Origin of the sequence: Candidatus Electronema sp. JM (assembly GCF_048287415.1) — a bacterium.
GTDB lineage: Bacteria > Desulfobacterota > Desulfobulbia > Desulfobulbales > Desulfobulbaceae > Electronema.
The window spans coordinates 21741-45232 of record NZ_JBLWEN010000047.1 but is presented as its reverse complement, the minus strand read 5'-3'; the positions used below and the strand labels follow the sequence as shown (position 1 = coordinate 45232).

General features: G+C 58.5%; 17 protein-coding genes. 6 read left to right on the top strand and 11 right to left on the bottom strand.

The genetic code is table 11. From position 1 onward, the window contains the following. Positions 1 to 52 precede the first annotated feature (52 nt). The 3 genes from ACNKH6_RS09745 to mutY all read right to left on the bottom strand — a co-directional run bounded on the left by ACNKH6_RS09745 (position 53) and on the right by mutY (position 3915). Positions 53 to 1705, bottom strand: a complete 1653-nt coding sequence (locus ACNKH6_RS09745; protein ID WP_417915367.1) for a hypothetical protein — start codon at positions 1703 to 1705, stop codon at positions 53 to 55. A gap of 18 nt (positions 1706 to 1723) precedes the next feature. After that, positions 1724 to 2674: a YkgJ family cysteine cluster protein gene (locus tag ACNKH6_RS09740; protein ID WP_417915366.1), complete on the bottom strand. Its 951-nt coding sequence runs from the start codon at positions 2672 to 2674 to the stop codon at positions 1724 to 1726. Between the two features lie 125 nt (positions 2675 to 2799). After that, positions 2800 to 3915, bottom strand: coding sequence for an A/G-specific adenine glycosylase (mutY, locus tag ACNKH6_RS09735; protein ID WP_417915365.1), 1116 nt, complete (start codon positions 3913 to 3915; stop codon positions 2800 to 2802). A gap of 317 nt (positions 3916 to 4232) precedes the next feature. Here mutY and ACNKH6_RS09730 point away from each other — a divergent pair, with 317 nt between their 5' ends. Genes ACNKH6_RS09730 through ACNKH6_RS09715 form a run of 4 tightly spaced genes read left to right on the top strand, consistent with a single transcriptional unit; the run spans position 4233 to position 6709 of the window. After that, positions 4233 to 5249, top strand: coding sequence for a YhdH/YhfP family quinone oxidoreductase (locus ACNKH6_RS09730; protein WP_417915364.1), 1017 nt, complete (start codon positions 4233 to 4235; stop codon positions 5247 to 5249). Beyond that, positions 5250 to 6239: a KpsF/GutQ family sugar-phosphate isomerase gene (locus tag ACNKH6_RS09725; RefSeq protein ID WP_417915363.1), complete on the top strand. Its 990-nt coding sequence runs from the start codon at positions 5250 to 5252 to the stop codon at positions 6237 to 6239. A 9-nt stretch (positions 6240 to 6248) separates the two neighbouring features. Further along, complete coding sequence (locus ACNKH6_RS09720) at positions 6249 to 6455, top strand: CooT family nickel-binding protein (RefSeq protein WP_417915362.1); 207 nt, start codon at positions 6249 to 6251, stop codon at positions 6453 to 6455. Further along, positions 6452 to 6709, top strand: a complete 258-nt coding sequence (locus ACNKH6_RS09715) for a hypothetical protein (RefSeq protein WP_417915361.1) — start codon at positions 6452 to 6454, stop codon at positions 6707 to 6709. Before ACNKH6_RS09720 ends, ACNKH6_RS09715 begins: the two co-directional genes overlap by 4 nt. Here the strand turns inward: ACNKH6_RS09715 and ACNKH6_RS09710 are convergent. Further along, positions 6703 to 9390, bottom strand: coding sequence for a ubiquitin-conjugating enzyme E2 (locus ACNKH6_RS09710; protein WP_417915360.1), 2688 nt, complete (start codon positions 9388 to 9390; stop codon positions 6703 to 6705). The genes ACNKH6_RS09715 and ACNKH6_RS09710 overlap by 7 nt on opposite strands. Positions 9391 to 9594: 204 nt before the next feature. On the opposite strand from ACNKH6_RS09710, the gene ACNKH6_RS09705 reads away from it, so the two are divergent. Together ACNKH6_RS09705 and ACNKH6_RS09700 are read left to right on the top strand one after the other, a co-directional pair. Beyond that, positions 9595 to 10224 carry an L-threonylcarbamoyladenylate synthase gene (locus ACNKH6_RS09705; RefSeq protein ID WP_417915359.1) on the top strand — a complete coding sequence of 210 codons (630 nt, stop codon included), beginning with the start codon at positions 9595 to 9597 and terminating at the stop codon, positions 10222 to 10224. 45 nt (positions 10225 to 10269) lie between these two features. Then, entirely contained in the window at positions 10270 to 11733 is a 1464-nt protein-coding gene (locus tag ACNKH6_RS09700) for a DEAD/DEAH box helicase (protein WP_417915358.1), read from the top strand. A gap of 43 nt (positions 11734 to 11776) precedes the next feature. Here ACNKH6_RS09700 and nrfD read toward each other — a convergent pair whose 3' ends face one another. The 7 genes from nrfD to ACNKH6_RS09665 form a co-directional block, all read right to left on the bottom strand. Further along, entirely contained in the window at positions 11777 to 12910 is a 1134-nt protein-coding gene (nrfD, locus tag ACNKH6_RS09695; RefSeq protein WP_417915357.1) for an NrfD/PsrC family molybdoenzyme membrane anchor subunit, read from the bottom strand. Further along, a complete protein-coding gene (locus tag ACNKH6_RS09690; RefSeq protein ID WP_417915356.1) occupies positions 12907 to 13680 on the bottom strand; it encodes a 4Fe-4S dicluster domain-containing protein in 774 nt (257 codons plus the stop codon). The genes nrfD and ACNKH6_RS09690 overlap by 4 nt, the downstream gene beginning before the upstream one ends. Before the next feature lie 326 nt (positions 13681 to 14006). After that, positions 14007 to 15959, bottom strand: coding sequence for a tetratricopeptide repeat protein (locus ACNKH6_RS09685; RefSeq protein WP_417915355.1), 1953 nt, complete (start codon positions 15957 to 15959; stop codon positions 14007 to 14009). 28 nt (positions 15960 to 15987) lie between these two features. After that, positions 15988 to 17142: an aminotransferase class V-fold PLP-dependent enzyme gene (locus ACNKH6_RS09680; RefSeq protein WP_417915354.1), complete on the bottom strand. Its 1155-nt coding sequence runs from the start codon at positions 17140 to 17142 to the stop codon at positions 15988 to 15990. A 3-nt stretch (positions 17143 to 17145) separates the two neighbouring features. After that, positions 17146 to 18051 (bottom strand): formate dehydrogenase accessory protein FdhE, encoded by a 906-nt coding sequence (locus ACNKH6_RS09675; RefSeq protein ID WP_417915353.1) that lies wholly within the window; start codon positions 18049 to 18051, stop codon positions 17146 to 17148. Continuing rightward, the gene (fdnG, locus tag ACNKH6_RS09670; RefSeq protein WP_417915352.1) at positions 18024 to 21044 is read right to left on the bottom strand and encodes a formate dehydrogenase-N subunit alpha; all 3021 of its coding nucleotides are present in this window, start codon (positions 21042 to 21044) and stop codon (positions 18024 to 18026) included. Before fdnG ends, ACNKH6_RS09675 begins: the two co-directional genes overlap by 28 nt. A 337-nt stretch (positions 21045 to 21381) precedes the next feature. Then, the gene (locus tag ACNKH6_RS09665; RefSeq protein WP_417915351.1) at positions 21382 to 23487 is read right to left on the bottom strand and encodes a COR domain-containing protein; all 2106 of its coding nucleotides are present in this window, start codon (positions 23485 to 23487) and stop codon (positions 21382 to 21384) included. Positions 23488 to 23492: the final 5 nt, after the last annotated feature.

Here is a 23492-nt window from a genome sequence, read left to right as displayed (position 1 = left end):
ATCGCCAATGACCCCGGCGCATTCAGTTTTGACTGCTGCAGGCATCCTGAAATCAGCCCTGTTCCGGCATGATGCTTTTCTGTTCCGTAAAACTGAAGGCATCAAGGATGGTGCTGACGATAAAAAGCAGCACCATTGGATAGACGGACTGCATGGGCCGCTGAATCTCGGAATACGAGGTGATGGCCAGCAGGGTGAGGATGAAGGCGACTGCGCAGGTGCCGGTCAAGGCGGCTGCGCTGGCTGCGGTGAACAATGATAGTTCCCGCTTGCGGATGCTGTTAATTGCCCGGAACAGAAAAAAAGCCAAGGCGGCGATGAACAGCAGTGGCATCATTTTTTTATATCCTTTGCCGATATCCAGCAAAATTTTCCTCTTTTCCTTATTCAAGCGGCGATAATATTCCGGCTTCGCTTCAATATCCTTGAGCTGGGTTGGCAGCAGCTTATCCCATAGCACCGACGCATACAGCAGCATAGTGCTTTTGAAGGCAAAACTGGTTTCGTTCTTGCTGATCAAAAGATTGCTGAATGTCGCTTCCTGCTGTAGCACATCAAAAAACGTCGGCAGCAGAAGTTTGTTGTAGTCCTGATGCCATGACGGAACCAAACTGGTAACTCTCGTTTGGCATTCGAGTTTGCCTGATTCGCAAGCCTGATCAATTTCCTGTCCAATTGTGGCATAAAATTGCAGCGCGTCGGTTCCGTTTTTTGCATGACCAGCAGCAGCGACCGCATCACGGAAGGCCCAGATGAAAAAGGCTGCCGGAATATCGTCACTGCCCGCCAGATTTTTCCAATTTTGCCCAGCACCTCCTTCCAGATGCGGTTTCAGCTCGCTGAATGCCGGACTCACCGCATAGGCTTTTTCGCGGACATCCTGCACCACGGGATAAAATTGCCGCCATTTGTCGGACTTGATACGGAGCAGTCCGCCGTAAGCGGATTCAAATTCATCGGTGCGCAGCTCAATTACTGCTGGAACGCCGTACTGACTGGCATTGATGCTTTTCAGGGTGAAATGGGCCGCCAGCAGGATCAGCCACGGCAGCAGATACAGGCCGAGCAGGACGGCAATGCGGTCACGGCGCAGGTGCAGCAGGCCCGGCAGCATGAGCAGGAACAGCACCGGCACCAGCCAGATGGACTCTTCGCGGGTGTGCCAAAAAGCGGCGAGGGCAATTCCCGCTCCGGCAGACCAGATTGATGCCCGTTTCCACGAGCTGTTGAAACGAACATGCAGGCCAAGATAACAGGCGAAGACTAACAGTCCTAAAGACGCATAGACAAATTCCCGAAATATACGCCCAACCCCTGGATAATTATAAGAAAAAGGATTAAGAAGGAGGAAAGCGAAGAGCAGCGGCAACAGCCATTTTTTCTGCACTACAGGATACACCGCCCAGACAGCAGCTAAGGCAGCCAGCCAGTACAAAAGCTGCTGGGCGGTCAGCAGGGGAATGTTCAACCACCATGCCAAGGCAATGAAAAGGGGATAAAACGGCCCTTTAATCATCACAAACTGATCGTAGGGGCCAAGCCAGTTGCCGCTCAACAGGTGGTACGCTTGAGTGATGAAGAGCTTGTCGTCATGCGGTGCCTCCCGCACCATCACATAATGGCTGCTGACTAGCCATAATTTGGCCGCCAGCAACACCAGCGCAAAGAAAAAAAGATTTCGTTTCGACCACCAGCTGCTCATCATTTCACTCCGCTGTTCAACTCAGGATTGCTTCCGCGCTGCCTCGTCTTTCTGCCGCTGCGCCTCGCGCTCTGCCTTGAGCTGCTTGTATTCCTCCTCCAGCTGACGCAGATTTTCTTCCTGCTCGTGACGCATGGATTTGACTTTTGCCGCCACTTTCTCTTTGTTCATGTTCATGCCTTCCGCGCCGAACAGCGTGTTGGCCAAGTATTTGAACGAGAAGTGCATCAGGGCCACGTCGTCTTGTCGAATCTGCTCGACAGTCTCCTGATCAATTTCGTAGGTCTGGAGGAAGGAGCTTTCAAAAATAAAGCGGCGGAAATGATCCAAATCAGTGCTGGCCATGAAGAACATCCGCTGGGCCGCCTCAGAGAGCGTGGCCTGAAGACTGAACGACTTGCGCCGCATCACCAAGCGCAGCCAAGCCTTGTTCATCTCGTCGCGCAGCTCCACGCCCTGATCCTCCCGCCATGCGCGGATGGTCCATGTTTTCGGCTCGTCAAAGCCCTTGCAATGCGGCTCTTTGACAAGAAAGAAAAATTTTTCCTCGCCGCCTTCTTGGCCAGCCTCATGAAAATCAGCCATGCCGACTGGATAATAGCGGCAGGCTGTGGGCCGGTCGGCATACACCGTGCAGCCTTCCGGGGTGACAAAAGGGCAGCCCTGCTTGTCTCCGACCAGTTTGAGCTGCACACCGGGCATGTCGGTTTTTTCCAGATAAATCGGATCAGTATATTGGGTGATAAATTCGTGCGCTGACAGCTTCAACCGCTGCCGCAGCATCAGGATGTCGTAGGGCGTGAGCACGATTCTGATGTTGTGGCAGCAGGCAGTAAAGCAGCTCACCCCCGGATGACATTCAAATTTGAGCGGCGAATCAAGGCTCAGTTTCTCCGGCATGATGCAGGAAGGGTTTTTGTCCGTTTCCGTCAGAAAATCTTTGGTGATGCCGTCGCGCTTGCTGTCGCTCATGATCGTAGTCCTTGCTTAGTTGCCGCCCGAGCTGATGCCCGGTCTTGATTGTTCTGTCTTTTTCTTTCGCTTCAGCCAGCCGCCTGCCTGAGCCTGCCCCACTATACGCCAAAAAATTGGGCCTGTCATCTCCGGCCTACGCAGGCCGGAGCGGATAGATGATTGGGGGAAGCCAAAAGCGCCGCAATCAGCTTGCGGTGGCCTGAGGGAAAGGCGAAATGGTTGAGTTCAGCCTGCGTGACCCAGCGGAATTGGCTGGCAGCGTGCAGGTGCGGGGCGATGCTTTGCCCGTCGGCTAATCGGCAGAAAAAGCTGTGCAGCGTCACCCGGTGCTTGGTGTAGCAATGCGTGACTACAGCAAAAGGCCGCAGCGCAGTCACATACAGTTCTGTTTCTTCAGCAATTTCGCGTACTGCCGCCTGCTCCGGGGTTTCTCCCGGCTCCACGCGTCCGCCGGGAAATTCCCACAGACCGCCCCAGACATCATCTGCCAGCCGCTGCTGGATGTACATCGTTCCCTCATGCTCAATAATGCCGCAGGCCATGACAATGTTGATTTTTTCCGGCTTGCTGACCGGGGCAGGACGCTGGCTGACTGTTCCCGCAGAACAGGCTTGGCAAAAATCGCGTACCGGGCAGGCGGCGCAGGCCGGATTTCGCGGCGTGCAAATCAGTGCACCCAGCTCCATCAGGGCTTGATTGAATTGGCGCGGTTCGTCCGCAGGCAGCAGCGCGGCGCAGAGCTGAAGCAGGCGTTTTTTGGTCGCCGTCTGCTTGGGCGGCTCGGCGATGTCCTCAATCCGGCATACTATTCGCTCAACATTGGCATCAACAAGCGGCACCGGCTGGTTGAAGGCGATGGAGCAGATGGCTGCCGCTGTGTATGGCCCTATGCCAGGCAAAGTCAGCAAGGCCGCTTGATCACGCGGCAATTCGCCGCCATGCTCACGGATCAGCAGTTCGGCAGTCGCCCGGATATTCCGCGCCCGGCTGTAATAGCCCAGTCCTTCCCAAGCCTTAAAGACCTCCTGCTCGGAAGCCGCAGCCAAGGCATGAATGTCCGGGAATCGCTCCAGCCAGCGGTGAAAATAGACCACGACCCGCTCCATCTGGGTCTGCTGGCCCATGATTTCGGAAATCCAGATTTCATAGGGCAAATACCTGCTGCGCCACGGTAGGGGCCGCTGCTTTTCGGCGAACCACGCCAGTAAAGCACAGCGGAATTGCTGAATATTTTTCATGTCACACTCACCTTCAGGTAGGGGCGAAAAATTTTTCGCCCCTACTGCATCACGTAGATGCTTGACGCAACGACTCAGCACCGAGGCCGTTATGCAATATTTTTCTCAAGGATTCAGGAGCCATTGAGAAAAATTAAAGTTACTCTGTTAGGTTTGCTCAGGAAGACCTGTTGACAAGATTAGCTCGCATCTGGCGATTTCGCCAGAAAAAAGCGGCGTGAGAAAGCTATGGGATGACCCTTCCTGCCAAATCAGGTACAGTAAGCAGGTTAAGCCATCATCCCCAAAATAGCGTCAGGTATTCTGTAACTATCACCATGAACGACCAAACTGCCTTCCGCGCCCTTGTCGTGCGGGAAGAGAACGGCAGCTTTCAGCGGGCTGTTGAAGAACGCCGCATTGCCGACCTGCCGCCCGGCGACGTGCTGATCCGGGTGCATTTTTCCTCGCTCAATTACAAAGATGCGCTTTCCGCCAGCGGAAACAAGGGCGTGACCAAGAAATATCCGCACACGCCGGGCATTGACGCGGCGGGCGTGGTCGCGGCCTCCAGCGTGCCGCAGTTCAGCGCGGGTGACGAAGCGCTCTGCATGTGTTATGATCTCGGCATGAACACGCCCGGCGGCTTCGGCGAATACATCCGCGTTCCCGCCGCTTGGACGCTGGCCAAGCCGGAGCCGCTGTCCCTGCTCGAAACCATGCAGATCGGCACCGCCGGTTTCACCGCTGCGCAGTGCGTGGACAAGCTGCTTGCCTGTGGCCTGCGCCCAGAGCAGGGGCCGGTTTTAGTCACCGGCGCGACCGGCGGGGTTGGCTCCTTGGCCTGCGCCTTGTTAGCCAAGCTCGGCTTTGCGGTCACGGCAGTCACTGGCAAGGAGAGCGAACACGACTTTCTGCGCCAGCTCGGCTGCGCGGCGGTGCTCAACCGGCAGCAGGCCATAGGCCGGGCCAGCGCGGCTCTGCTCCGCGAACGCTGGGCTGGCGTGGTGGACACCGTGGGCGGCGATATCCTTGCAGGCGCGGTCAAGGCGGCGCAATACAACGGCATTGTCGTCTGCTGCGGCAACGCGGCCTCCGGCGAGCTGCCGCTGACCGTCTATCCCTTCATCCTGCGCGGGGTCAGCCTGATCGGCATTGATTCCGCCGAATGCCCGCTCGCGCGGCGCAAGGATATCTGGGACAAATTGGCCGGGCCGTGGCGGCCTTTGCTGCGCGACGCGCTGGCCGCTCTCAGCGTCCGCATCAGTCTGGCCCAGCTCAGTCAGATGGTTGACGAGATGCTGGCAGGCCGGACACGCGGAAGAATTGTTGTTGATTTGACAGGAGAAAAGTGAATGACCGTTGAACAGGCGCGGGAAGTGCTGACCATTGAGGCCGAGGGCATCCATGCGGTGCGCGATGCCTTGGGGCCGGAGTTTGTGCAGGCGGTTGACCTGATCATGGCCTGTCCGCCCAACCGGCTGATCATCACCGGCATTGGCAAATCCGGGCTGGTCGGGCAGAAAATGGCGGCCACCTTCAACTCCACCGGCACGCCGTCGTTTTTCCTTCATCCGGTCGAGGCGATGCACGGCGATCTCGGCATGGTCAGCCCGAACGATGTGGTGCTGGCGATTTCCTATTCCGGCGAAACGGCGGAACTGAACCGGCTGCTTTCCAGCCTGAAGGAACGGGCCGTGCCGGTGATCGCCATGACCAGCAATCCGCGTTCATTCTTGGCGGAACAGGCCGCCGTTGTCCTGAATATTGCTGTGCCGAAGGAAGCCTGCCCGCTCGGTTTGGCCCCGACCGCCTCGACCACGGCCACACTTGCGCTGGGCGATGCGTTGGCAGTGGCTCTGCTTCAGCGGCGGCGGTTCAAGGCCGAGGATTTCCGGCGCAATCATCCCGGCGGCAGCCTCGGCGAGCGGCTGAAAGTGGCGGTGCGCGAGGTCATGCTCACCGGCGACAAGGTGCCGACAGTCAGTGAGACAGCGGCCTTTGACGAGGCGATCAGCGAGCTGAACCGCAAGAATCTCGGCGCGGTGCTGATCATCGCCGCATCCGGCGAGCTGCGCGGCATCATCACCGACGGCGACCTCCGCCGTTACCTGATCAGCAGACTACTGCCCGATTCCAGTCATAAGGCTGGAACAGACCTTGCTGAAATAATGACTAAAACACCGGTGAGCATCGGTCCGGACACTATGGCCGCCGACGCGCTCAGTCTGATGCAGGAGAAGGACATCACGGTGCTGGCTGTGCTGGACGAGCAGGGCAGGGTGCAGGGACTGCTGCATCTGCACGATCTGCTTGGAAAAGGCGAATTTCGTTTTCTGATTTGAGAGGCGGCTATGTGTCAGCTTAAAGCGGTGGTGGAACGGCAAGGCAGTCGGGAAACGGTGATGGAGTCCGTGACCACGGTAGATGTGACGGCGGACGGTGTGGTTCTCAGCACTTATTTTGAGGAGCCGCTGGCCCTGAGCGGGGTGCGAATCAGGAGCGTTGACCTGCTCAACGGCTTCATTCTTTTAATGGCAGACGAATCGAGGAAAAAATGAACAACTTGGACAAGGTGCGGGTGCTGCTGCCGCATTGGATTGAGCACAATCAGGGCCACGGCGCGGAATTCCTCCAATGGGCGGAAACCTTAGCCGCAGATGCGCCGGAAATCACAGCCTTGCTGCGCAGCGCGGCAGATTCTCTCCACGCAGCAGAACACGCTCTTCAGGAGGCGATGCAGAAAGCAGGCGGGCCGCTCGCCGCGCCGGGGCATTGTCATGCCCACGGCGGCGGCTGTCACCATCATCACTGACAGTCCGGGCACGCTGTCCACTGATCGCTGGCCGGATTGTAGAGATAGCAGCAGACCTCAAGCTGAATATAGGAACGTTCTGTGCAGTTAAGTCTGTACAATTCTTGATTATTTAGCTTTTTCAGGAACTGAAAACTGGGCGAGCTGAGGAGTTCCGCACGGGTTTGCGGATAGGCTTTGAGGAAGATAGATTTGTAGTTCCGCTTCAGCCAATCATTTTTCCGAGCATTTTCCTCGGTTTTGCGATTCTGTTGTTCAGCTCCGCTTAACGCCTCGATTTTCTTGTCAATATCATTGGCAAGCGAAGCCAGGCCATTGTCGTTAAATGTGCCGAGGGTGCGGATGAGCTGCTGCACCTCACGGTAACGGCGAAGAGCGCCAGACAAATTATTCCGCTGCTCTGCGTCGGCGGCATCATTCAGCCCGCTGCTGATCTCAATCATGGCGGCGGTTCTGCTGATTTTTTCCCCCATGCGGAGTTCCTCTTCCTTGAAGAGTCCCCGTTTTTCTTGCAGCAATGCCGCAGCCTGACGATAGAAAGTGACAGCGTCAGCATACGCGTCTTTGCTGTACTTTTCATTAGCTTGCGATAGGAACTGATAGAACTGCGACTGTGTCAGCAGAGATTCCAGCTCCTGCCGTTTTTCAGCAGTAACTGTTTCAGGATTTATTTCTAACTGATCCTTGTACTGTTTGAGCTGCTCCAGCAGATTCTGGAAACGATGAGGCGCATCTTGAAATTTATTTTTTGCCTGTTTAAGTTCAGCGTTGAACGCTTTCCGACGGATGCTGTCACAGTCCGATACGCAGAACTGCAACGCCTTCTGGTACCACATTGCCGCTGCGTCGTAATCACCAGTTTGATCTGCTTTTCCTGCCTTATCCAAGGCCTCGTTTAGCCGCAGCTGCCGCGCTTTTTCCTTGAACTTCTCCGCTTCGCCAGGAAGAGGAACAGGAGAAGCTCCTGCAAGTTCCGCAGCTTTTTCATAATTGGCAGCCGCCTCACTAAGTTTGCCTTCCTTTTCCAACTGATCAGCCGGAACTGTCAGTTTGTCAAGCTGCTCGCGTTTGCTGACTTCTTCTATCGGCAGGTAGTTGTCTTTATATTTGCCCTGCCCGTCGCGGCCTTTCGTAACTTCTTCTGTGGAAAGGAGCGCATCAATCTCTTTTCTCAGTCTGCTTTTGCCCGGCAGCGGCAGGAAGACTGTCTTCAATTTGGTCAGCGCGGTGTCCGCTTTCCCCTCAGCCTCTTTAAATTTTTTCTGCCGCACTAACTGCTGCGTCTCCTGCCAGTTAAGTTCGGCTTCCAGCAGCACGTTGCTGTCTCTGGTGTAAATCACGCCGCCAGCGATGATCAGCGCAGCAGCCACTGCCGCAACCGCAAAAGGCATAACCGGAATTTCGCGGTGCAGAGCTGACCGGGCAATGCGGGTCTTTGTTTTGACAACTTCTTTTTTTTCTTGGGGCGGCGGCGCAACGGCGGCTTTTTCCTTCTTTTCCTCTTTCTGTTTTGGCGGCGGGGGAGGAGCAGCTTTCTTTTTTTTTTCACTGCCGGGCTGCGGCAACTCCTCCTGCGCTTCCTCGACCTTCTTTTCTTTCAGCGAGAAGGTGTCCAGCATGGACTGCGACTGCTGCAGCCGTCTGCCGATGTCGGCCAGCCCCGGCGTGTCCACGGCCACTTTTTTCAGCTTTTCAAAAATTTTCTGCGCTTCCGGGAAATTGTCCTCATCCTCCATCACCTTCATTTCTTGGAGGAGCTGATCGCATTGCGCCTGCGCGGCCTTCACTTTTTTCCGCAGCGGCTCGGCTTCTGGCAGAGCGGTAGGCAGCTCCGCGAGCAGCCGACCCGCGATGGTCATTTCCCTGCGCTCAACATGGGAACGTATTTCCGCTATTTTTGCGCTGAAATCCTCCGGCGGCGCGGCGGCCTCTTCCTGCCCGCCGATCTCCAGCCCCAGATCAAGGCCGTCATCGTCATCTGCGGCACCAAAGGTCTCCACGCCGAGATCAATATCCTCGTGCGCGGCGGACGATTGCGGAGTCTCAAGCTCCAGCGATATGCCGCCGTGCTGCGGAGCCGCTCCGCTGGCGGCAAGAGCAGCAATATCTTGAACTGGCTGCGGCCCTTCCAACTCCAACGATATCCCGCCGTCCTCTTCTGCCCCGCTGTCGGTCTGCGTCAGATCAATATCTTCCAAGCCGAGATCAAAATCATCCGCAACCGTGTCCGCCCCTTCCAAGGCATCAAGAGGCAGCTCCGCCGCATGGCTGGCGTACCAGTCCGCAGCCTCCTGATTGAACGGCTCGTCAAGGCTGTACACCTTGCCGCAGAACATCTCGCCGATGTAGGGAATGATTTTGGCAAGGGAGGCCTCCTGCTGCCAGCGCGAGGAGATGCGCACCCCGTCCGGGTCAACATCTGGATGGAAGACTGGAGTCAGCGGCTTGACTGCGGGCGGGAAATGCGGATAGCCAAAGGGCAGGGTGATCATCACCTCGTGCTTGGAAACCTTGGCGATGCTGCCGTCCTCGGCCTTGGCCAGCCCGATCAGGTGATAGGCGATGTGATAGCAGTCCGGCGGCTCGCCTTCGGTCTGCACCAAGCTGATGCGCGGATGCTGCGCAAGGATTTTTTTGACTTCTTCAAAGTCGGTGGCCCGCTGATCAGTCTGTGAAGCCATGTTCCCTGCCCAAAATAAAAATCAAGATGGAACCAAGCTGCTGCTTGGCTGTCAAAAGTCATTATAGGAGATTTTATCTGCCCCAACAAGCGGCATTCCGGCGCGGTTCAAAAATTTTTCCTTCCTTTCTGGCTGCGGAGTTGTCCAGCTTGCGCTTTCTGTGTACAATGCCTGCGCCGACAGCGCAAGGAGGAACTGAAAAATATGGCGAAGCTGATTGAAATCAATCCGGTCAACCCGCAGCAGCGGCTGATCGGCATGGCGGTTGAGGTGCTGAAAAAGGGCGGGGTGATCTGTTATCCGACCGACACCATGTACGGTCTTGGCTGCGACATCTTCAACCAAAAGGCGGTCAAACGGGTGCATGACATTAAACAGCGGCCCAAGCACAAACCGTTCTCTTTCATGTGCGCCTCGCTGGCCGACATCAGCCAGTACGCCCATGTCAGCAGCCCGGCTTACCGCCTGCTGCGACGGCATCTGCCCGGCCCTTATACGATGGTGCTGCCCGGCTCCAAGCTGGTGCCGAACATCATGCTCACCAAACAGAAGACCGTGGGCATCCGGCTGCCGCAGTCGCCGATTTGTCTCGCTCTGATTGAGATGCTGGGCAATCCGGTGCTGAACAGCAGTGCCCTGCGGGAGGGCGAGGAAATTCCGGCAGACGCGTTCGCGGTCGATGAGCTGTTCGGCTGCCACGTGGATTTGATCATTGACGGCGGCGAGCTGGTCCCGGAGCCGTCCACAGTGGTTTCTTTAGTTGACGAGCAGCCAGAAATTCTCCGCGAAGGCAAAGGTGACATTGCCCCATTCTTGGAGCGGCAGACGAAATAATCTTTTCGTGCCGCCCCGCATTCTTTTTGTGCAAAAGCATCAGGTATGATCAAAACATTTCTTGCCAAGGCAGGCAAAAAGCTCCGTCATTGGATAGGCGGCAGAACCGACAGCGGCCCGGAAAAAGCAGTGCCGCCGCCGGAGCAACCGTTCAGTTCCGCGCTGCCGGAAAGCGCGCCGAAGAAGCCGCGCCGCAGGCGGAAGAAGCCGGAAGGCATCGTCGGAGAAATGCAGCAGCCCAAGCCGCCGCAATGGAGCGTAGCTGATTTCCCGGTTGATCCGGTTGAGGGCCGCAGCCGTTTTCATGACTTCGCCTTGCCTGCGGAGCTGATGCGCGGCATCGCCGACCTTGATTTCAAATACTGCACGCCCATCCAGGAAAAGGCCCTGCCTGCGGCCTTGGAAGGCAAGGACATCATCGGCAGGGCAGGCACCGGCACCGGCAAGAGCGCGGTCTTCTTGGTCGCGCTCTTCACCCGCCTGCTCAAGTACCAGCAGGCCTTGCGCAAGCCAGGCCTGCCCCGCGCCCTGATCATCGCCCCGACCCGCGAGCTGGTGGCGCAGATCGCCAAGGACGGCAAGGCCTTGGGCAAATATCTCCCGCTGCGGGTCGCCGCAGTCTTCGGCGGTACCGAGTACCAGAAGCAGGAGCAGCTTCTCAGCAGCCAGCCGGTGGACGTGATTGCGGCCACGCCGGGCCGTCTCTTGGACTATGTTTCCAAGCGCGTGATCAGCCTGGAGCAGGTTGAAATCATGGTCATTGATGAGGCCGACCGGATGCTGGACATGGGCTTCATCCCGGACGTGCGCCGGATCATTGCCCGCCTCCCGCCCAAGGAGCAGCGGCAGACCCTGCTCTTTTCCGCCACAGTCAGCGAGGATGTCAAGCATCTGGCCGCCCAGTGGTGCGTCAAGCCGGTCTCAATTGAGAGCGACCCGGAGCAGGTCGCGGTGGAGACGGTCAGGCAGGTGATTTACACCGTCACCAGCGAAGAGAAATACACCATTCTCTACAACCTGCTCGCTGGGCAGGAAACCGGGCGGGTGATGGTCTTTGTCAACATGAAGCACGAAGCGGCCAGACTGCACGAGCGTCTGCGCGGCAACGGCATTGACGCGGTGCTTCTCAGCGGTGACGTGCCGCAGGAAAAGCGCATGTCGCGCTTGGAGCGGTTCCGCGACGGCAAGGTGCAGGTGATGATCGCCACAGACGTGGCCGGGCGGGGCATTCATATTGACAGCATCAGCCACGTGATCAACTACAGCCTGCCCTACGAGCCGGAGGATTATGTCCACCGCATCGGCAGGACAGGCCGGGCGGGCGAAAGCGGCATTGCGGTCAGCTTTGCCTGCGAGGAAGGCGCGTTCCAGCTCCCGGCCATAGAGGAATATATCGGCAAGACGCTGCCCTGCGTTGTGCCGGAAGAGGCATTGCTTGTTCCCCCGCCGCCGCCGTCTGTAGCCGCAGTGCCTCCGGCTCATGGGCAGAAACGGCGCAGACGGAGGTAAGCCGGGGCGAAAACTTTTCCGCCCCAGCTTGCTTGCAATATCCTCAGCTCTTGGCTGGCGTGAAGACCGGCAGATAGACAGCCGCCGCCTTGAAGAGCAGGATGGCCCCGGCTATCAGTCCCAGACTGACGGCCAGTTCCGTCACGGAAGGCAGGTACGTCTTGCTGCCTTCAAGCTGGGTGAGCCAAAGCACATTGAAGCGGTTGAGCACCACTCCGGCAATGACCAAAAGCTGCGCGAAAAGGATGCTGCCTTCGTTGCGGGCCAGCGTGAAGAGCAGCAGCATGGGCAGGAGCGCCCCGCCAGCAACCTCCAGCAGGAAGTGCTTGCTGGCCTGATCTCCGGCCAAGGCCAAGCCGATGTTGCCCTTCAGCAGAAGATCAAGCAGGCGGACAGCGGCATACACGGCCAGAGCATACGCCGTGCCCTTCGCAAGCTGCCGCAGCAGTTTCAGGCTCACCGGATGCTTGAGTGCCCAGCCGGAGAGAATGGCCTCAACGCTGGTCATTGCCAAGCCCACTGCCACCGCAGAGAGCAAGAAGTTCCACGGCAGCATCGTTGTCCACCAGAGATCATTGAGTCGGCCCTTCATCAGCAGAAAGAGACCGCCCAAGGAGGATTGGTGGAAGAAGGAGAGCGTTGCCGCCAGAATGGCCAGCGGAATCACCACTGCCTTAGCCTGCATCATCTTCGCCAGCCGCGTCCAGCCGATGCCTTCAAGGAAGGTTGGTTTGAACTCCACCGCCAGCACGGCAGTATAGGTCATCGTGCAGCAGATGACCTCAAAGAGCATGGAGTGCGGCTGCCACATGACCAGCGGATGCCAGAAGGCCTGCGGTTTGCCGATGTCGAGCAACAGGCCTATGCACACCATGAGATAGCCAATAAACGCGGACAGCACCGCCGGTCTGGTCAGCGGCTTCCATTCCTTGAGATTGAAGACATGCACTGCCGCAGCAAGCGTGAAGCCGCCAGCGGCCAGCGCGACACCGGTCAGGACATCCAAGGCCACCCACAGTCCCCAAGGGACTTGGTCCGAAAGGTTGGTGGTTGCGCCCAAACCACCGATGAGCCGCCATGCCGCCGCGCCTGCGCCGATCACAGCGATGATGAGCAGCAGGATGATGCCTGCGGAGAGAAAAGACGGCTTGGCCGCGCTGGTCTGATAGGTGGTCATGAGCGTTTCTCCTCGTTTGCGCCTCGGTTTCTCAGATAGGCGATGCCGCCCAGCACAGCGGCGATGCCCGCCGCCTTGAGCGGCACATGCTGCAAGACATCCCAAGTGTATTGCGGCAGCTCCTCGCAGGGCACGCTCCTGAAGCCGAGCCTGTCAAAAGGCACGGCGGAGATGTACATCCAGCTCGTGCCGCCCGCCTCGCTCAAGCCGTAGATATGATCAACATACTTGCCCGGATGAGCGGCCATGCGCTTCTTGGCCTCGGCAACGACTGCGTCGCGCTCATCAAAGAGCATGGTGCTGGTCGGGCAGGTCTTGACGCAGGCAGGCAGGCCGCCCTCGGCAATGCGCTCGGCGCAGAAGCCGCATTTCTGCACCCAAGGATTCTGCGCCTTGTCCCACTCATACTTAGGGATGCCGAAGGGGCAGGCGATCATGCAGTAGCGGCAGCCAACGCACTTGTCAAAGTCGTAGCACACTGGCCCGGCTGCGCTCTTCTGCAAGGCTCCGACCGGGCAGGCTGACACGCAGGCCGGGTTCTGGCAGTGGAAGCACTGCTCCTTGACAAAGCTCCAGACCGGCCTGCTCTTGCTCTCCGCCTCGACAAAACGGATGCGGGTGTAGGTGTCCGCGTTCAGCTTCACCGGATTAGTGAAGTCGCCATGAAAGGAGGTCTTCAGCCCCTTCCTTTCGTTCCATTGCTTGCAGGAGACCTGACAGCCCCGGCAGCCGATGCAGCGGGTGAGGTCAACCAGCACTGCTTTTGCCATTTCTTGCCCTCCTTATGAGGATGGATGGTTCCCTTGCCCGACAGGAGACAGCAGACTGTCTCTCCGGGCGACACTATGCTGTCACGCAGAGTGGCACTACGCTGTCATGTTGGGTGACAGCCTGCTGACACCTTGCCTGACACTATGCTGTCACTGTTGGCCGCAGGAGAGTGCGGCGGAAACTCGCACTATGGTGTGAAGCAATCTCGCACTATGGTCTGAAGGAGGCTCACACTATGGTGTGACTCTTCCTCGCAGCACCGGGCCGTTGCAGCGGCCACGTAGGGGCAAAAAATCTTTTGCCCCCGCACCGCCCCACCGTGTTATTACCCATGCCGCGCTGCCCGCAGCCGTGCCAATCCTTTGCGCCATCTCTTTAGCCAAGGATGGCTGATAGCCTCTGCTGTCTGCACGGCTTGGTAGATATATTCCTCTGCCTTGGCAATGTTGCCTTCCTTTTCATAAGTGAGGCCGATATTCCAGCGTGTTACTGCTTCTCCGGCCTTGTCACAAAGCTGCTGGCATATCATCAAGGCTTGTTTGCAATTTTCCAACGCCTTAGCAGTATCACCCTGTGCGCGGTAGATAGCGGCAATACTGTTTCTTGTTATACCCTCGCCAGTCCTATCTTTAACCTCTTGCCTAATAGTCAGACACTCGCATAGATATCTTAATGCTATCTCATAGTCGCCTTGATCACAGTAAAGCTGACCTATATTATTTAATGTCCATCCTTCCCCTTGTCTATCTCTGATGTCTTGCGCTATCGTTAAGCTTTGCTGATATTTCTGTATGGCCAGCGTTGGTTTACCTTGCGAGGCATATATTTTAGCGATATTGTTTAGGCTTCTGGCTTCTCCCTGTCTATCACCTGTTTCACGGTGTATCGCCAAGCTCTGCAAGCAGCAATCTAATGCCTTCTTATTCTTTCCACGCCAGTTATAAATGCGGCCAATTGAGTTCAAGAACAAACCTTCATTTTTGCGGTCTTGACTCTGCCGAACGGCATTTAACTGCATCTCAAGGGCAGCCAATCGCTCTATCCAATGTCCCTGCCGGTCTAAATATTCCCATATTGCACCTTCCAAGGCTTGCAGTTGCTGCCACAGCTTGCTGTCTAAGCAACTCTCCATCAGCCGCAGGCAATGCGCCCGTTCCGCATCAAGGCGGACATAGCCCTTCACGCCTTCCTTGCTCGCAGTCTCGCAGAAGGTGATGTACCAAGCTGCCAGCCGCTTCAGCGCATCTGTGCTCAAAGCCAGCTCTGTGCGGGCGTAGGTATGCACCAGCGCATGACTTACCTGCCAGCGTTCCTCCTTCGTCTCCAGCAAGCCGTAATTGACCAGCTCACCCAAGGCATCAGCACTGCGCAGCTCATCACCATCGAGAACAGCCATGACCGGCTCGCGGGCTATCGAGGCAAAGGCCAAGCAGCCTGCCAGCCCCAGCGCAAGGCGGGCATCCGCGCTCACCTTTGCCACGCTGCGCCGCAGCAGCAAGGCCGCGTTCTCCTGCTGATGCTCCTCGTTGCCCAGCCTTTTGAATGGCACCTTGCTCAGAAAGCGCAGGTAGTCCGCCGCGCTTTCGCCCGTGCTGCTGAGATAGCGGCCCGCAATGCGCAGGGCAACCGGCCAGCCGCCCAGCAGCGTGCAAATGCCCGCCACACTGGGAGCATCCGCCGCAACGCCGCTGTACAGTCGGAAGACCTCGGCTGCGGGCTGCTCGTCCAGCGGCTTCAGGTCAAGGCGGAGACCCTGCGCGTCGGCCCGCTTCCTGCTAGTGATCAGAACGCCGCATGTCCCGCGCAGCCGCAGCACCGCTGGCAGGTCATCGGCCTGCTCCGTCCCATCAAGGATGAGCAAGGCCTTCCTGCCTGAGAGCGCATTCCGCACGGCAGTCTCAAGCCCCGCCTTCGCCTCCACCTGAAAGGCGGCGCAAATGGCTTGCAGGGCTTGCTCTGTGCTCGGCTGATGATAGAAGCTGTGGAAGATGATGCCGTCCGGGAAGCGGGCTTCCTCCAAGCGATGCACTGCCTGCGCCGCCAGCGCGCTCTTGCCCATGCCGCCCGGCCCGCACACCGCCACAACCACGCCCGGTTGCAGCTTGTCGTTCAGCCAGACAAGCTCCTCGTCGCGGTGGAGAAAGCAGGGTTCAAGGGCAGGGCGTTGGTTGGGCGGCGGAGGCTTCTGCGCAGCGCAGTTGTAGTTCTCAATGTGAACATTCCCGCTGCCAGAGAAGACGTTGCCGCTGCCGTCCACGTGTTGGTTGATGGTGCTCATGCCAAGTTCTTCATGCAGAAAGACTGACTCACGGCAGCACTGTCTCCGCGATCATGCGGATGGCCGCCACTGCCTGCCGGATTTCTTCCGCCGTGGTGAAACAGCCCGGACTGAGCCGCACCGTGCCCAGCGGCAGGGTGCCCAGCGTGCGGTGGGCGAGCGGGGCGCAGTGCAGGCCGGTGCGCACCTGAATGCCGTGGTTGTGATGGAGAATGCCGCCGATGTCCTCCGGCTCCCAGCCGTGAATGCTGAACGAGAGGATGGCGATGCGCTCTTTGCCCGGCGGCGGGCCGTGCAGCGTCACGCCGTCAAGTTCACTCAGGCCGCGCCAGAGTCCGGCGAACAAGGCATCTTCCTTGGCCCGCACTGTGTCCACGCCCTCTGCCATGAGAAAGGCTATGCCTTCGCCCAAGGCTAAAATGCCCGGCACATTGGGCGTGCCCGCCTCGAAGCGTTCCGGCCACTCCTGCGGCTGCTCCTCGGAGAGCGAGTTGAAGCCGGTGCCGCCTTCCCGCCAAGGCCGCAGCGACTTGACGCGCTCGCCGATGATCAGTGCGCCGGTGCCTTGCAGGCCGTACAGCCCCTTGTGACCAGAGAAGACGAGCAGATCGGCGTTGAGGGTCTGGAAGTCAATCGGCAGGATACCAGCAGTTTGCGCCGCATCCACGAGCAGATATGCCCCGCGCTCCCGCACTAATCTGCCTATCTCTGCAACAGGCTGCACTGCGCCAGTCACGTTCGAGGCGTGCGAGACTACGACCAAACGGGTGCGGTCGTTCATGCGGCGGGCCACCTCGTCGGGATCAAGGCGGCCTTCGCTGTCGCAGGGCACGATGTCCAAGCTGATGCCGCGCTCCTGCTGCAAACCGCGCAGCGGGCGGAGCACGGAGTTGTGCTCCATCGCCGAGATAAGGACGTGATCGCCCGGATTGAGGAAGCCTTTCAGGGCGAGATTGAGGCCGTCGGTCGCGCTGGCGCAGAAGATGATGCGGTGCTCGTGCGGGGCATTGAAGAAGCGGGCCAGGCTGCGGCGGGTCAGACTGAGGACATCCCCGGCTTTGCGGGCAAAGGCGTGTGTGCCCCGCCCCGGCGAGCCGCCGCCGTGCTCCAGCCAGTCCTGCGCGGCCCGGCGCACCTGCTCCGGTTTCGGCCAGCTTGTCGCGGCGTTGTCCAAATACAGCATGACTCAGAGGCGGTAGAGGGACTCAGCCCGCCGCTGCCAGCCCTGCTGCATGGCCAGCGCATCAAGGTGGAGGGATGACCAGTCGGCGAGCAGGGGCGGTTCGTGAACCGCCCCTACAGTGTCGTCCTTGCCGGTGCAGGTCTTGATGTAGCCTTTGCACTGCTGGCAGCAGTCTATGCGGAACGGCTCGTCTTCCAGCTCGATGATGGAGAGCTGGCTCTGCTCCTCATTGCCGCAGTGCGGGCAGCCGATGCGCTTGTACTCCCAGCGGGTTGTGCAGCAGCCGCAGACCAAAAGCCGCTTGCGGCCCGTGCTGGTGCGGACAAGCTGCGCCATGCTCGGCCCTGCGCCGCAGAGCGGGCAGATGGGTTCTTCCCAGGCCATATCCGGCAGCCGCTGCTCCAAGTACTCGCGCCAAGGGGCAAGCAGCTTGGCCAGCAGCTTCCAGATGAGGAAGGCCAGCAGGGGTGACACCGTAGGGGCAGGCCCCTGTGCCTGCCCTTCTGCCGCATCAGGGCGAACACAGGGGTTCGCCCCTACAGCGTCCTCAATCAGACGCGCCGCCTCGTCCGCCGATTGCCCCAGCCCCTCGCGGAGGCGGACGCATTCGTGCAAGAAGGGCGCAGGCAGTCCCTCAGCAGGCAGAGCAGCAAGCAGACGCAGCAAGGCCCTGCCCGCCTGCGTCAGGAATGCGGTGTCAAGGTGCTGATGCAGCAATAAAGGCAATTCCGCCGTAGGGGCAGGCCCCTGTGCCTGCCCTTCTGCCACATCAGGGCGAACACAGGGGTTCGCCCCTACAGCATCCGTCAACGCCTCCTCCAAACACCGATGCAGGCGCGCCAGCTCGGCAAGGTGCGGATGCGCCTCTGTCCACTGTTCCATCATACCTTGGCCAGATTGACTAAGCACGCCTTGGTCTCCTGTATCCACGTGTTGGGGTCGCCTGCGTCAATGGTGATCAAGTTGGTGCTGGCTGCGGTGCTGAGGCCCTTGTAGCCCCAGTTGTAAGGCATCCAGATGATGAAGACCTCCCGCCCGTTGACCTGCAAGGTCTGCATCCGTTTCGTGACCAGCGTTGGCACAGTCAGCTCGCCCCTCGCTGACCAGACCCGCACCTTGTCGCCGCTGGCGATGCTGAGTTTGCTGGCCAGCCGCTCCGGGATCTCGACAAAGGTTTCCGGCACCATCTCGTTCAGCCACGGCACGTTGCGGGTAAAGGTGCCTGCGCACCAGTGCTCGGCCAAGCTGGAGGTGCAGAGGACGTAAGGATAATCCTTGACCGCGCCCAGCGGCTGCTTGGTCTTGATGCGCGGGTACTTGACACAGGGATTGACCGCCACGTTCGGGTGGAGGATGTTGCCGGTCGGACTTTCCATCGGCTCGTAGAACTCTGGGAAGGGGCCATCTGTCGCCACCGAAGAGCTGTCGCGGGGAAGGCCTTCGGCGCTGGCAGCGTCCGGGTCTTTGTACGGAGCTGTCAGCAGGCGGGCCACGCCTTCAGCCGCCATGCGGAAGGGCCGCTGGCCGCTGGGCTTGTCCGGGCCTTCGTCGGCTTTGGGCACATCAGGCGTGTCATGTCCGGCCCACTTGCCCTGATCAGCATCCCACCAGATGAGCTTGTTCGCTTCGTCTAAAGGCTTTCCCTGCGCGTCGCAAGAGGCGCGGTTGTACAGCACCTTCATGTTGCCAGGCCAGCTCCAAGCAAAGTCGCGGTACAGGCCCAAGCCGCTGGGATCAGTCTTGTTGTCCTTGCGTTTGCTGAGATTCTTGCCGCCGCCAAAGACACCAGCATAGATCCAGCAGCCAGAGGAGGTGCTGCCGTCCGCCTGAAGCTCGGCAATGCCTTTCAGCGGCTCGCCGGTCTTGAGGTTGCTGCCGTTGATCTCCTTCAGCACGGCCTCGGCCATGTTCTCTTGCGGGTAGTTCCAGTTCACCCGCTTGAATATCTGGTCTTTCTCCTCTGTCGAAGCAGCGTACAGCTCGCGCACCTTGCGGAAGAGCAGGTCAATAATCTCCAAATCGCTTTTGGCCTGGCCCGGCGGTTTAATGCCGGTGTAGCGCCACTGCACCAGTCGCCCGGAGTTGGTCAGCGAGCCTTCTTTCTCCAAGAAGGAAGCCGCTGGCAGGAAGACCACCTCGGTTTTGACCGCCTTGGGATCCGTGCCCGGCTTTTCCCAGAAGGCGGCAGTCTCGGTCATGAACAGATCAGCCACCACCAGCATGTCTAATTTGCTCAGGGCATCATGCACCAAGTTCAGGTTGGGGCTGGAGACCATCGGATTCTGGCCCATGACATACAGCATCTTCATGCTGTCTTCATAGGCGGTCTCAAAGATGCGGAAGATCGAATAGTTCTTCTTGGCGTTCTTCTTGGGCAGCCAGCCGTAGCCGTACTCGTTCTCGGCGGTGGCGTTCTCGCCGAACCAAGCCTTGAACAGGTTGATCAGGAACTTGGCCCGGAAGGTGCCTGCGCCCTTGGTCCACTCGGCCAGCGTGGGTTGGTTGTGGCTGGGGCAGGACAGATAGCCCGGCAGAGTGTTGAAGAGCAGGGCCATGTCCGAGGAGCCTTGCACGTTCGGTTCACCGCGCAGGGCGTTGATACCGCCGCCGGGCTTGCCCAAGTTGCCGAGCAGCATTTGCAGCACGCCGAAGGAGCGGATGTTCTGCACCCCGACGGTGTGCTGAGTCATGCCCAAGGCATAGAGCACGGTGCCAGGCCGGTTCTTGGCAAAGGTCTCAGCGATCAGCTGAATGGTCGCTTCCGGGATGCCGGAGATTTCTGAGCCGACCTTCAGGGTGTAGCGTTTGAAGAAGTCCTTCAGCTTGGCAAAGACGCAGCGCGGATCGTCCAAGCTCTCGGCCTTGAGCGGTTTCTTGGTCTCTGGATCAAGCTGATAGCCCCAAGAAGCGGTGTCATATTTAAACTCCGCCGCGTTGTAGCCGGAGAACAGCCCTTCGTTAAAGGCAAAGCCTTCTGTTGGCAGCAGCAGCGCGTTGGTGTTCAGTTTGACGTAGTCGGCATCGTAGAGATTGTTCTCGATGATGTAATTGATCACCGCATTAAGAAAGGCAATGTCGGTGCCGGGGCGAATGCAGGCGTAGATGTCCGCAGCAGTGGAAGTGCGGGTGAAGCGGGGATCAACGTGGATGACTATGGCCCCTTTCTCTTTGGCCTTCATGATCCAGCGCATGGACATGGTGTGATTCTCGGCGCAGTTGCTGCCTTCAATCAGGAAGACCTTAGCATTTTTGAGGTCCAACCAATGATTGGTCATGGCCCCGCGCCCAAAAGAGGCACCCAAACTGGCGACCGTGGAGCTGTGACAGAGCCGGGCCTGATGCTCGACAAAAACCGTGCCGAACAGACGGCTCATTTTGCTCATCAGGTAGCATTCCTCGTTGTTGTTCTGCGCCCCGCCGAGGAAGGACAGCGCATCTGTCCGGTTGACCGGGAACTCCTGCTCGCCGTCTTTTTCAGTGGCGATCCAGTGCTTGTCCCGCGTCTCTTTGATTTTCGCCGCCACCTTGCTGATGGCTTCATCCCAGCTGATTTCCTGCCATTTGTCCGAGCCAGGAGCGCGGTACAGCGGAGTTTTGATCCGCTGATCGGAGTTGGGAATGGCGGCCATCGCCGAACCCTTGCTGCACAGTGCGCCCTCGTTGATGATATGATCGGGGTTGCCTTCCAAGTTGATCAGCTTGCCATCCTTGACATGGCAGAGCATTCCGCAGCCGCAGGAGCAAAAGGTGCAGATCGAGGTGAATTCGCTGGCGTTTTTTGTTCGTGATTCTTTCAACGCGGCGGCGTGGATGGGCTTGGTGTTGAAGCCAAGCTCGGCCAAGGCTAATCCTGCGCCAAGACCTCCTCCTGCCTTGAGCAGAGAGCGGCGACTCAATTTCATGCTGCGCACCTCGTGTGATTATTTTTTATATATGAATTTGCAAACATTACAATACGGCACGGCGGCCCAAACCCTGTGTGCTAAACCACAACGTGGTAACTATTGCCGAGCAATATATATTCACGCCGCATGTTATGTCAACTAAAAAGATAAGAACGATTATTTTTACTTATATATCAAACGGTAATCTCGTCGAGGCCAGCAAGAACAGCAGATGGTGCCGCAATAACGATGGTGGGGAGTCAAACAGCACTCCGTCGCAGTCAAAGACGGCAAGTTTGAGTATGATCAGCGGGAAAGGAGATCAATTGAAAGGTGAGGGCAATGGTGGCGGCTTTTATTTGCGGGACTCGCGCTGTCTCTGCTTCGCCCAAGCCAAGATTCGTGCAAACAGCTCATTCAGGTTGAAGCCTATGCCGATGATGTTCGGCTTCAGCTCAAACAGGCTGGCAGCTACTTCCGTCCCAGATTCCTTCTCATCAAGATGCGCACTGACCTTTCGCATCAGTTCGGTCAGCTCATCTTTACTCTTCGGCTGCACCAAGCCCAGCAGCTTGCGCACACTGTATCGCGTTTTTGAGCCGTCGGGAATAAAGATGTCCGAACCAGCCTCGGACAGATTGAGCAGGGTCTCGTAGTCCGCGCTGACCTGCGGGGCATCCGGCATGGGCACGCGCTCGCTGACGGTCAGCTTCTCAAAGCTGCTGTTGATGTCGGCCAGCGTGTAGCGGAGATAGTGCAGATACTCCCGGCGGCGTTCACCCTGCGCCCAGATGTTGATCCGCCGCGCCTCAACATCCGCCTTGACCAACGCCTGCGCCCCGCTGCATTTGTCCTCCAGCAGCACGCCGGTGCGCCAGCAGGTTTCCGCCTTGATGTCTTTATGCACCTTGACCATGAAGCGAGGAAAGACGGACGGCGGCAGAAAGTCAGGATAATGCAGGGCGAAACGGAGTGCGCCGCCCTGCTCGAAGTTAAGCTGCGGCTCCTGCACTGGCAGAAGCTGCGGGATGAGCACCGCCTCCTTGCCGACCGGGTAGCACAGCTCGAACTTCTCCATCAGGCGGAGGATGTATGGATGCGTGCCGGGCGGGAAGCAGTGCTTTCCTTGGCAGCAGTCCGGCAGAATTGCACCCATGTCGTTCAAATGCAGACAGCCCTGCTTGTCCGCCATGCTCTCGGCAGTGATGATCTTATACACTGCCTCTGTGACCCAGACCGGATCCAGCACGTGCATGGCATCGAGGAGGAATTCCCGAAAATGCACGGCCACGCCGAGATCATGAAGGAAGTCAACCAGCGTCTCGCGGCTTTGCTCCTCGGTGATGCCCGCCTCTTGGCAGAAGCCGCCGTATTCCGCCGCGCTGATGTAGGGCCTGTCCATTTCCTCCAACCTGCGCTTGACCGCAAACCAGCTGCCGGGCCAAACCGTGCCGATCATTTCCACCTTGTTCAGCTCCTCCAGCAGCGCCGCTCTGAACTCGGCCACGCCCTTGCCGGTCTTGCAGGAGATGCGGAAGAAGTCGCGGATGCCGGGGTATTTCTCCAGCAGAAAAGGCCGGTTGAGATCAAACGAGGGGTTGCTGTCCATTTTGTTGAGCACCACCAGCACGGGCGAGTCGCCGCCAAAGGCTTCAACGTGCCGCAGCCAGTATTCCGTCCGCTCGTCCTTGCGGCCATCAAGCACCAGCACATACAGGCTGCGCTTGGAGAGGAAGAACTGGTGCGTGGCGTGCTGTATCTCCTGGCCGCCAAAGTCCCAGAGATTGATAGTGATTTTCCGCCCGCTGACCTCCTGTTTCCAGCCCCGGATGCTGATGCCATGCGTGGTGTCTTCGTCCTTGTCAAAGGGCTGGCCGAAGAGCTGCTTGACCAGCGAGGTCTTGCCTGCGGCCCCGTCACCGATGAGGAGGACTTTTACTTCGTTGAGAGGCCGCTTGCTCTTTTCCAGCTCGGCGAAATATTCACGTATAGCATCAATGCCCTTCTCGGCTATCTCTAACGGCGGGGAAATGAGAGGGTTGCCGTCAAGGCGAAGTTCTTTCAGCTTGGTGAGCTGGCAGATTTCCGGTGGCAGGGCGGTGAGCTGGTTGCGGCCGAGGTCAAGCTCCGTCAGGTTCGTGAGCTGGAACAACTCTGGCGGCAGGGCAGTGAGTTTATTCTCCCAGAGGATAAGTTTTTGTAGATTCCTGAGCTGGCAGATTTCTGGCGGCAGGGCAGTGAGCTGGTTGCGGCCGAGGTCAAGCTCCGTCAGGTTCGTAAGCTGGAACAACTCTGGCGGCAGGGCAGTGAGCTGGTTGCTCCTGAGGTCAAGCTCCGTCAGGTTCGTGAGCTGGAACAACTCTGGCGGCAGGGCGGTGAGCTGGTTGCGGCTGAGGTCAAGCTCCGTCGCCCTGCTCGCCTTAGCCTCCGCTATCTTCTTCAGCAGTTCTTGCTTTGTCATTGCCT

Coding starts and splice junctions, on each gene's coding strand:
- ACNKH6_RS09745 (WP_417915367.1), bottom strand. CDS start 1,705: ATGATGAGCAGCTGGTGGTCGAAACGAAATCTTTTTTTCTTTGCGCTG.
- ACNKH6_RS09720 (WP_417915362.1), top strand. CDS start 6,249: ATGTGTCAGCTTAAAGCGGTGGTGGAACGGCAAGGCAGTCGGGAAACG.
- ACNKH6_RS09730 (WP_417915364.1), top strand. CDS start 4,233: ATGAACGACCAAACTGCCTTCCGCGCCCTTGTCGTGCGGGAAGAGAAC.
- ACNKH6_RS09715 (WP_417915361.1), top strand. CDS start 6,452: ATGAACAACTTGGACAAGGTGCGGGTGCTGCTGCCGCATTGGATTGAG.
- ACNKH6_RS09710 (WP_417915360.1), bottom strand. CDS start 9,390: ATGGCTTCACAGACTGATCAGCGGGCCACCGACTTTGAAGAAGTCAAA.
- ACNKH6_RS09740 (WP_417915366.1), bottom strand. CDS start 2,674: ATGAGCGACAGCAAGCGCGACGGCATCACCAAAGATTTTCTGACGGAA.
- ACNKH6_RS09725 (WP_417915363.1), top strand. CDS start 5,250: ATGACCGTTGAACAGGCGCGGGAAGTGCTGACCATTGAGGCCGAGGGC.
- fdnG (WP_417915352.1), bottom strand. CDS start 21,044: ATGAAATTGAGTCGCCGCTCTCTGCTCAAGGCAGGAGGAGGTCTTGGC.
- ACNKH6_RS09705 (WP_417915359.1), top strand. CDS start 9,595: ATGGCGAAGCTGATTGAAATCAATCCGGTCAACCCGCAGCAGCGGCTG.
- ACNKH6_RS09680 (WP_417915354.1), bottom strand. CDS start 17,142: ATGCTGTATTTGGACAACGCCGCGACAAGCTGGCCGAAACCGGAGCAG.
- ACNKH6_RS09685 (WP_417915355.1), bottom strand. CDS start 15,959: ATGAGCACCATCAACCAACACGTGGACGGCAGCGGCAACGTCTTCTCT.
- mutY (WP_417915365.1), bottom strand. CDS start 3,915: ATGAAAAATATTCAGCAATTCCGCTGTGCTTTACTGGCGTGGTTCGCC.
- nrfD (WP_417915357.1), bottom strand. CDS start 12,910: ATGACCACCTATCAGACCAGCGCGGCCAAGCCGTCTTTTCTCTCCGCA.
- ACNKH6_RS09700 (WP_417915358.1), top strand. CDS start 10,270: ATGATCAAAACATTTCTTGCCAAGGCAGGCAAAAAGCTCCGTCATTGG.
- ACNKH6_RS09690 (WP_417915356.1), bottom strand. CDS start 13,680: ATGGCAAAAGCAGTGCTGGTTGACCTCACCCGCTGCATCGGCTGCCGG.
- ACNKH6_RS09665 (WP_417915351.1), bottom strand. CDS start 23,487: ATGACAAAGCAAGAACTGCTGAAGAAGATAGCGGAGGCTAAGGCGAGC.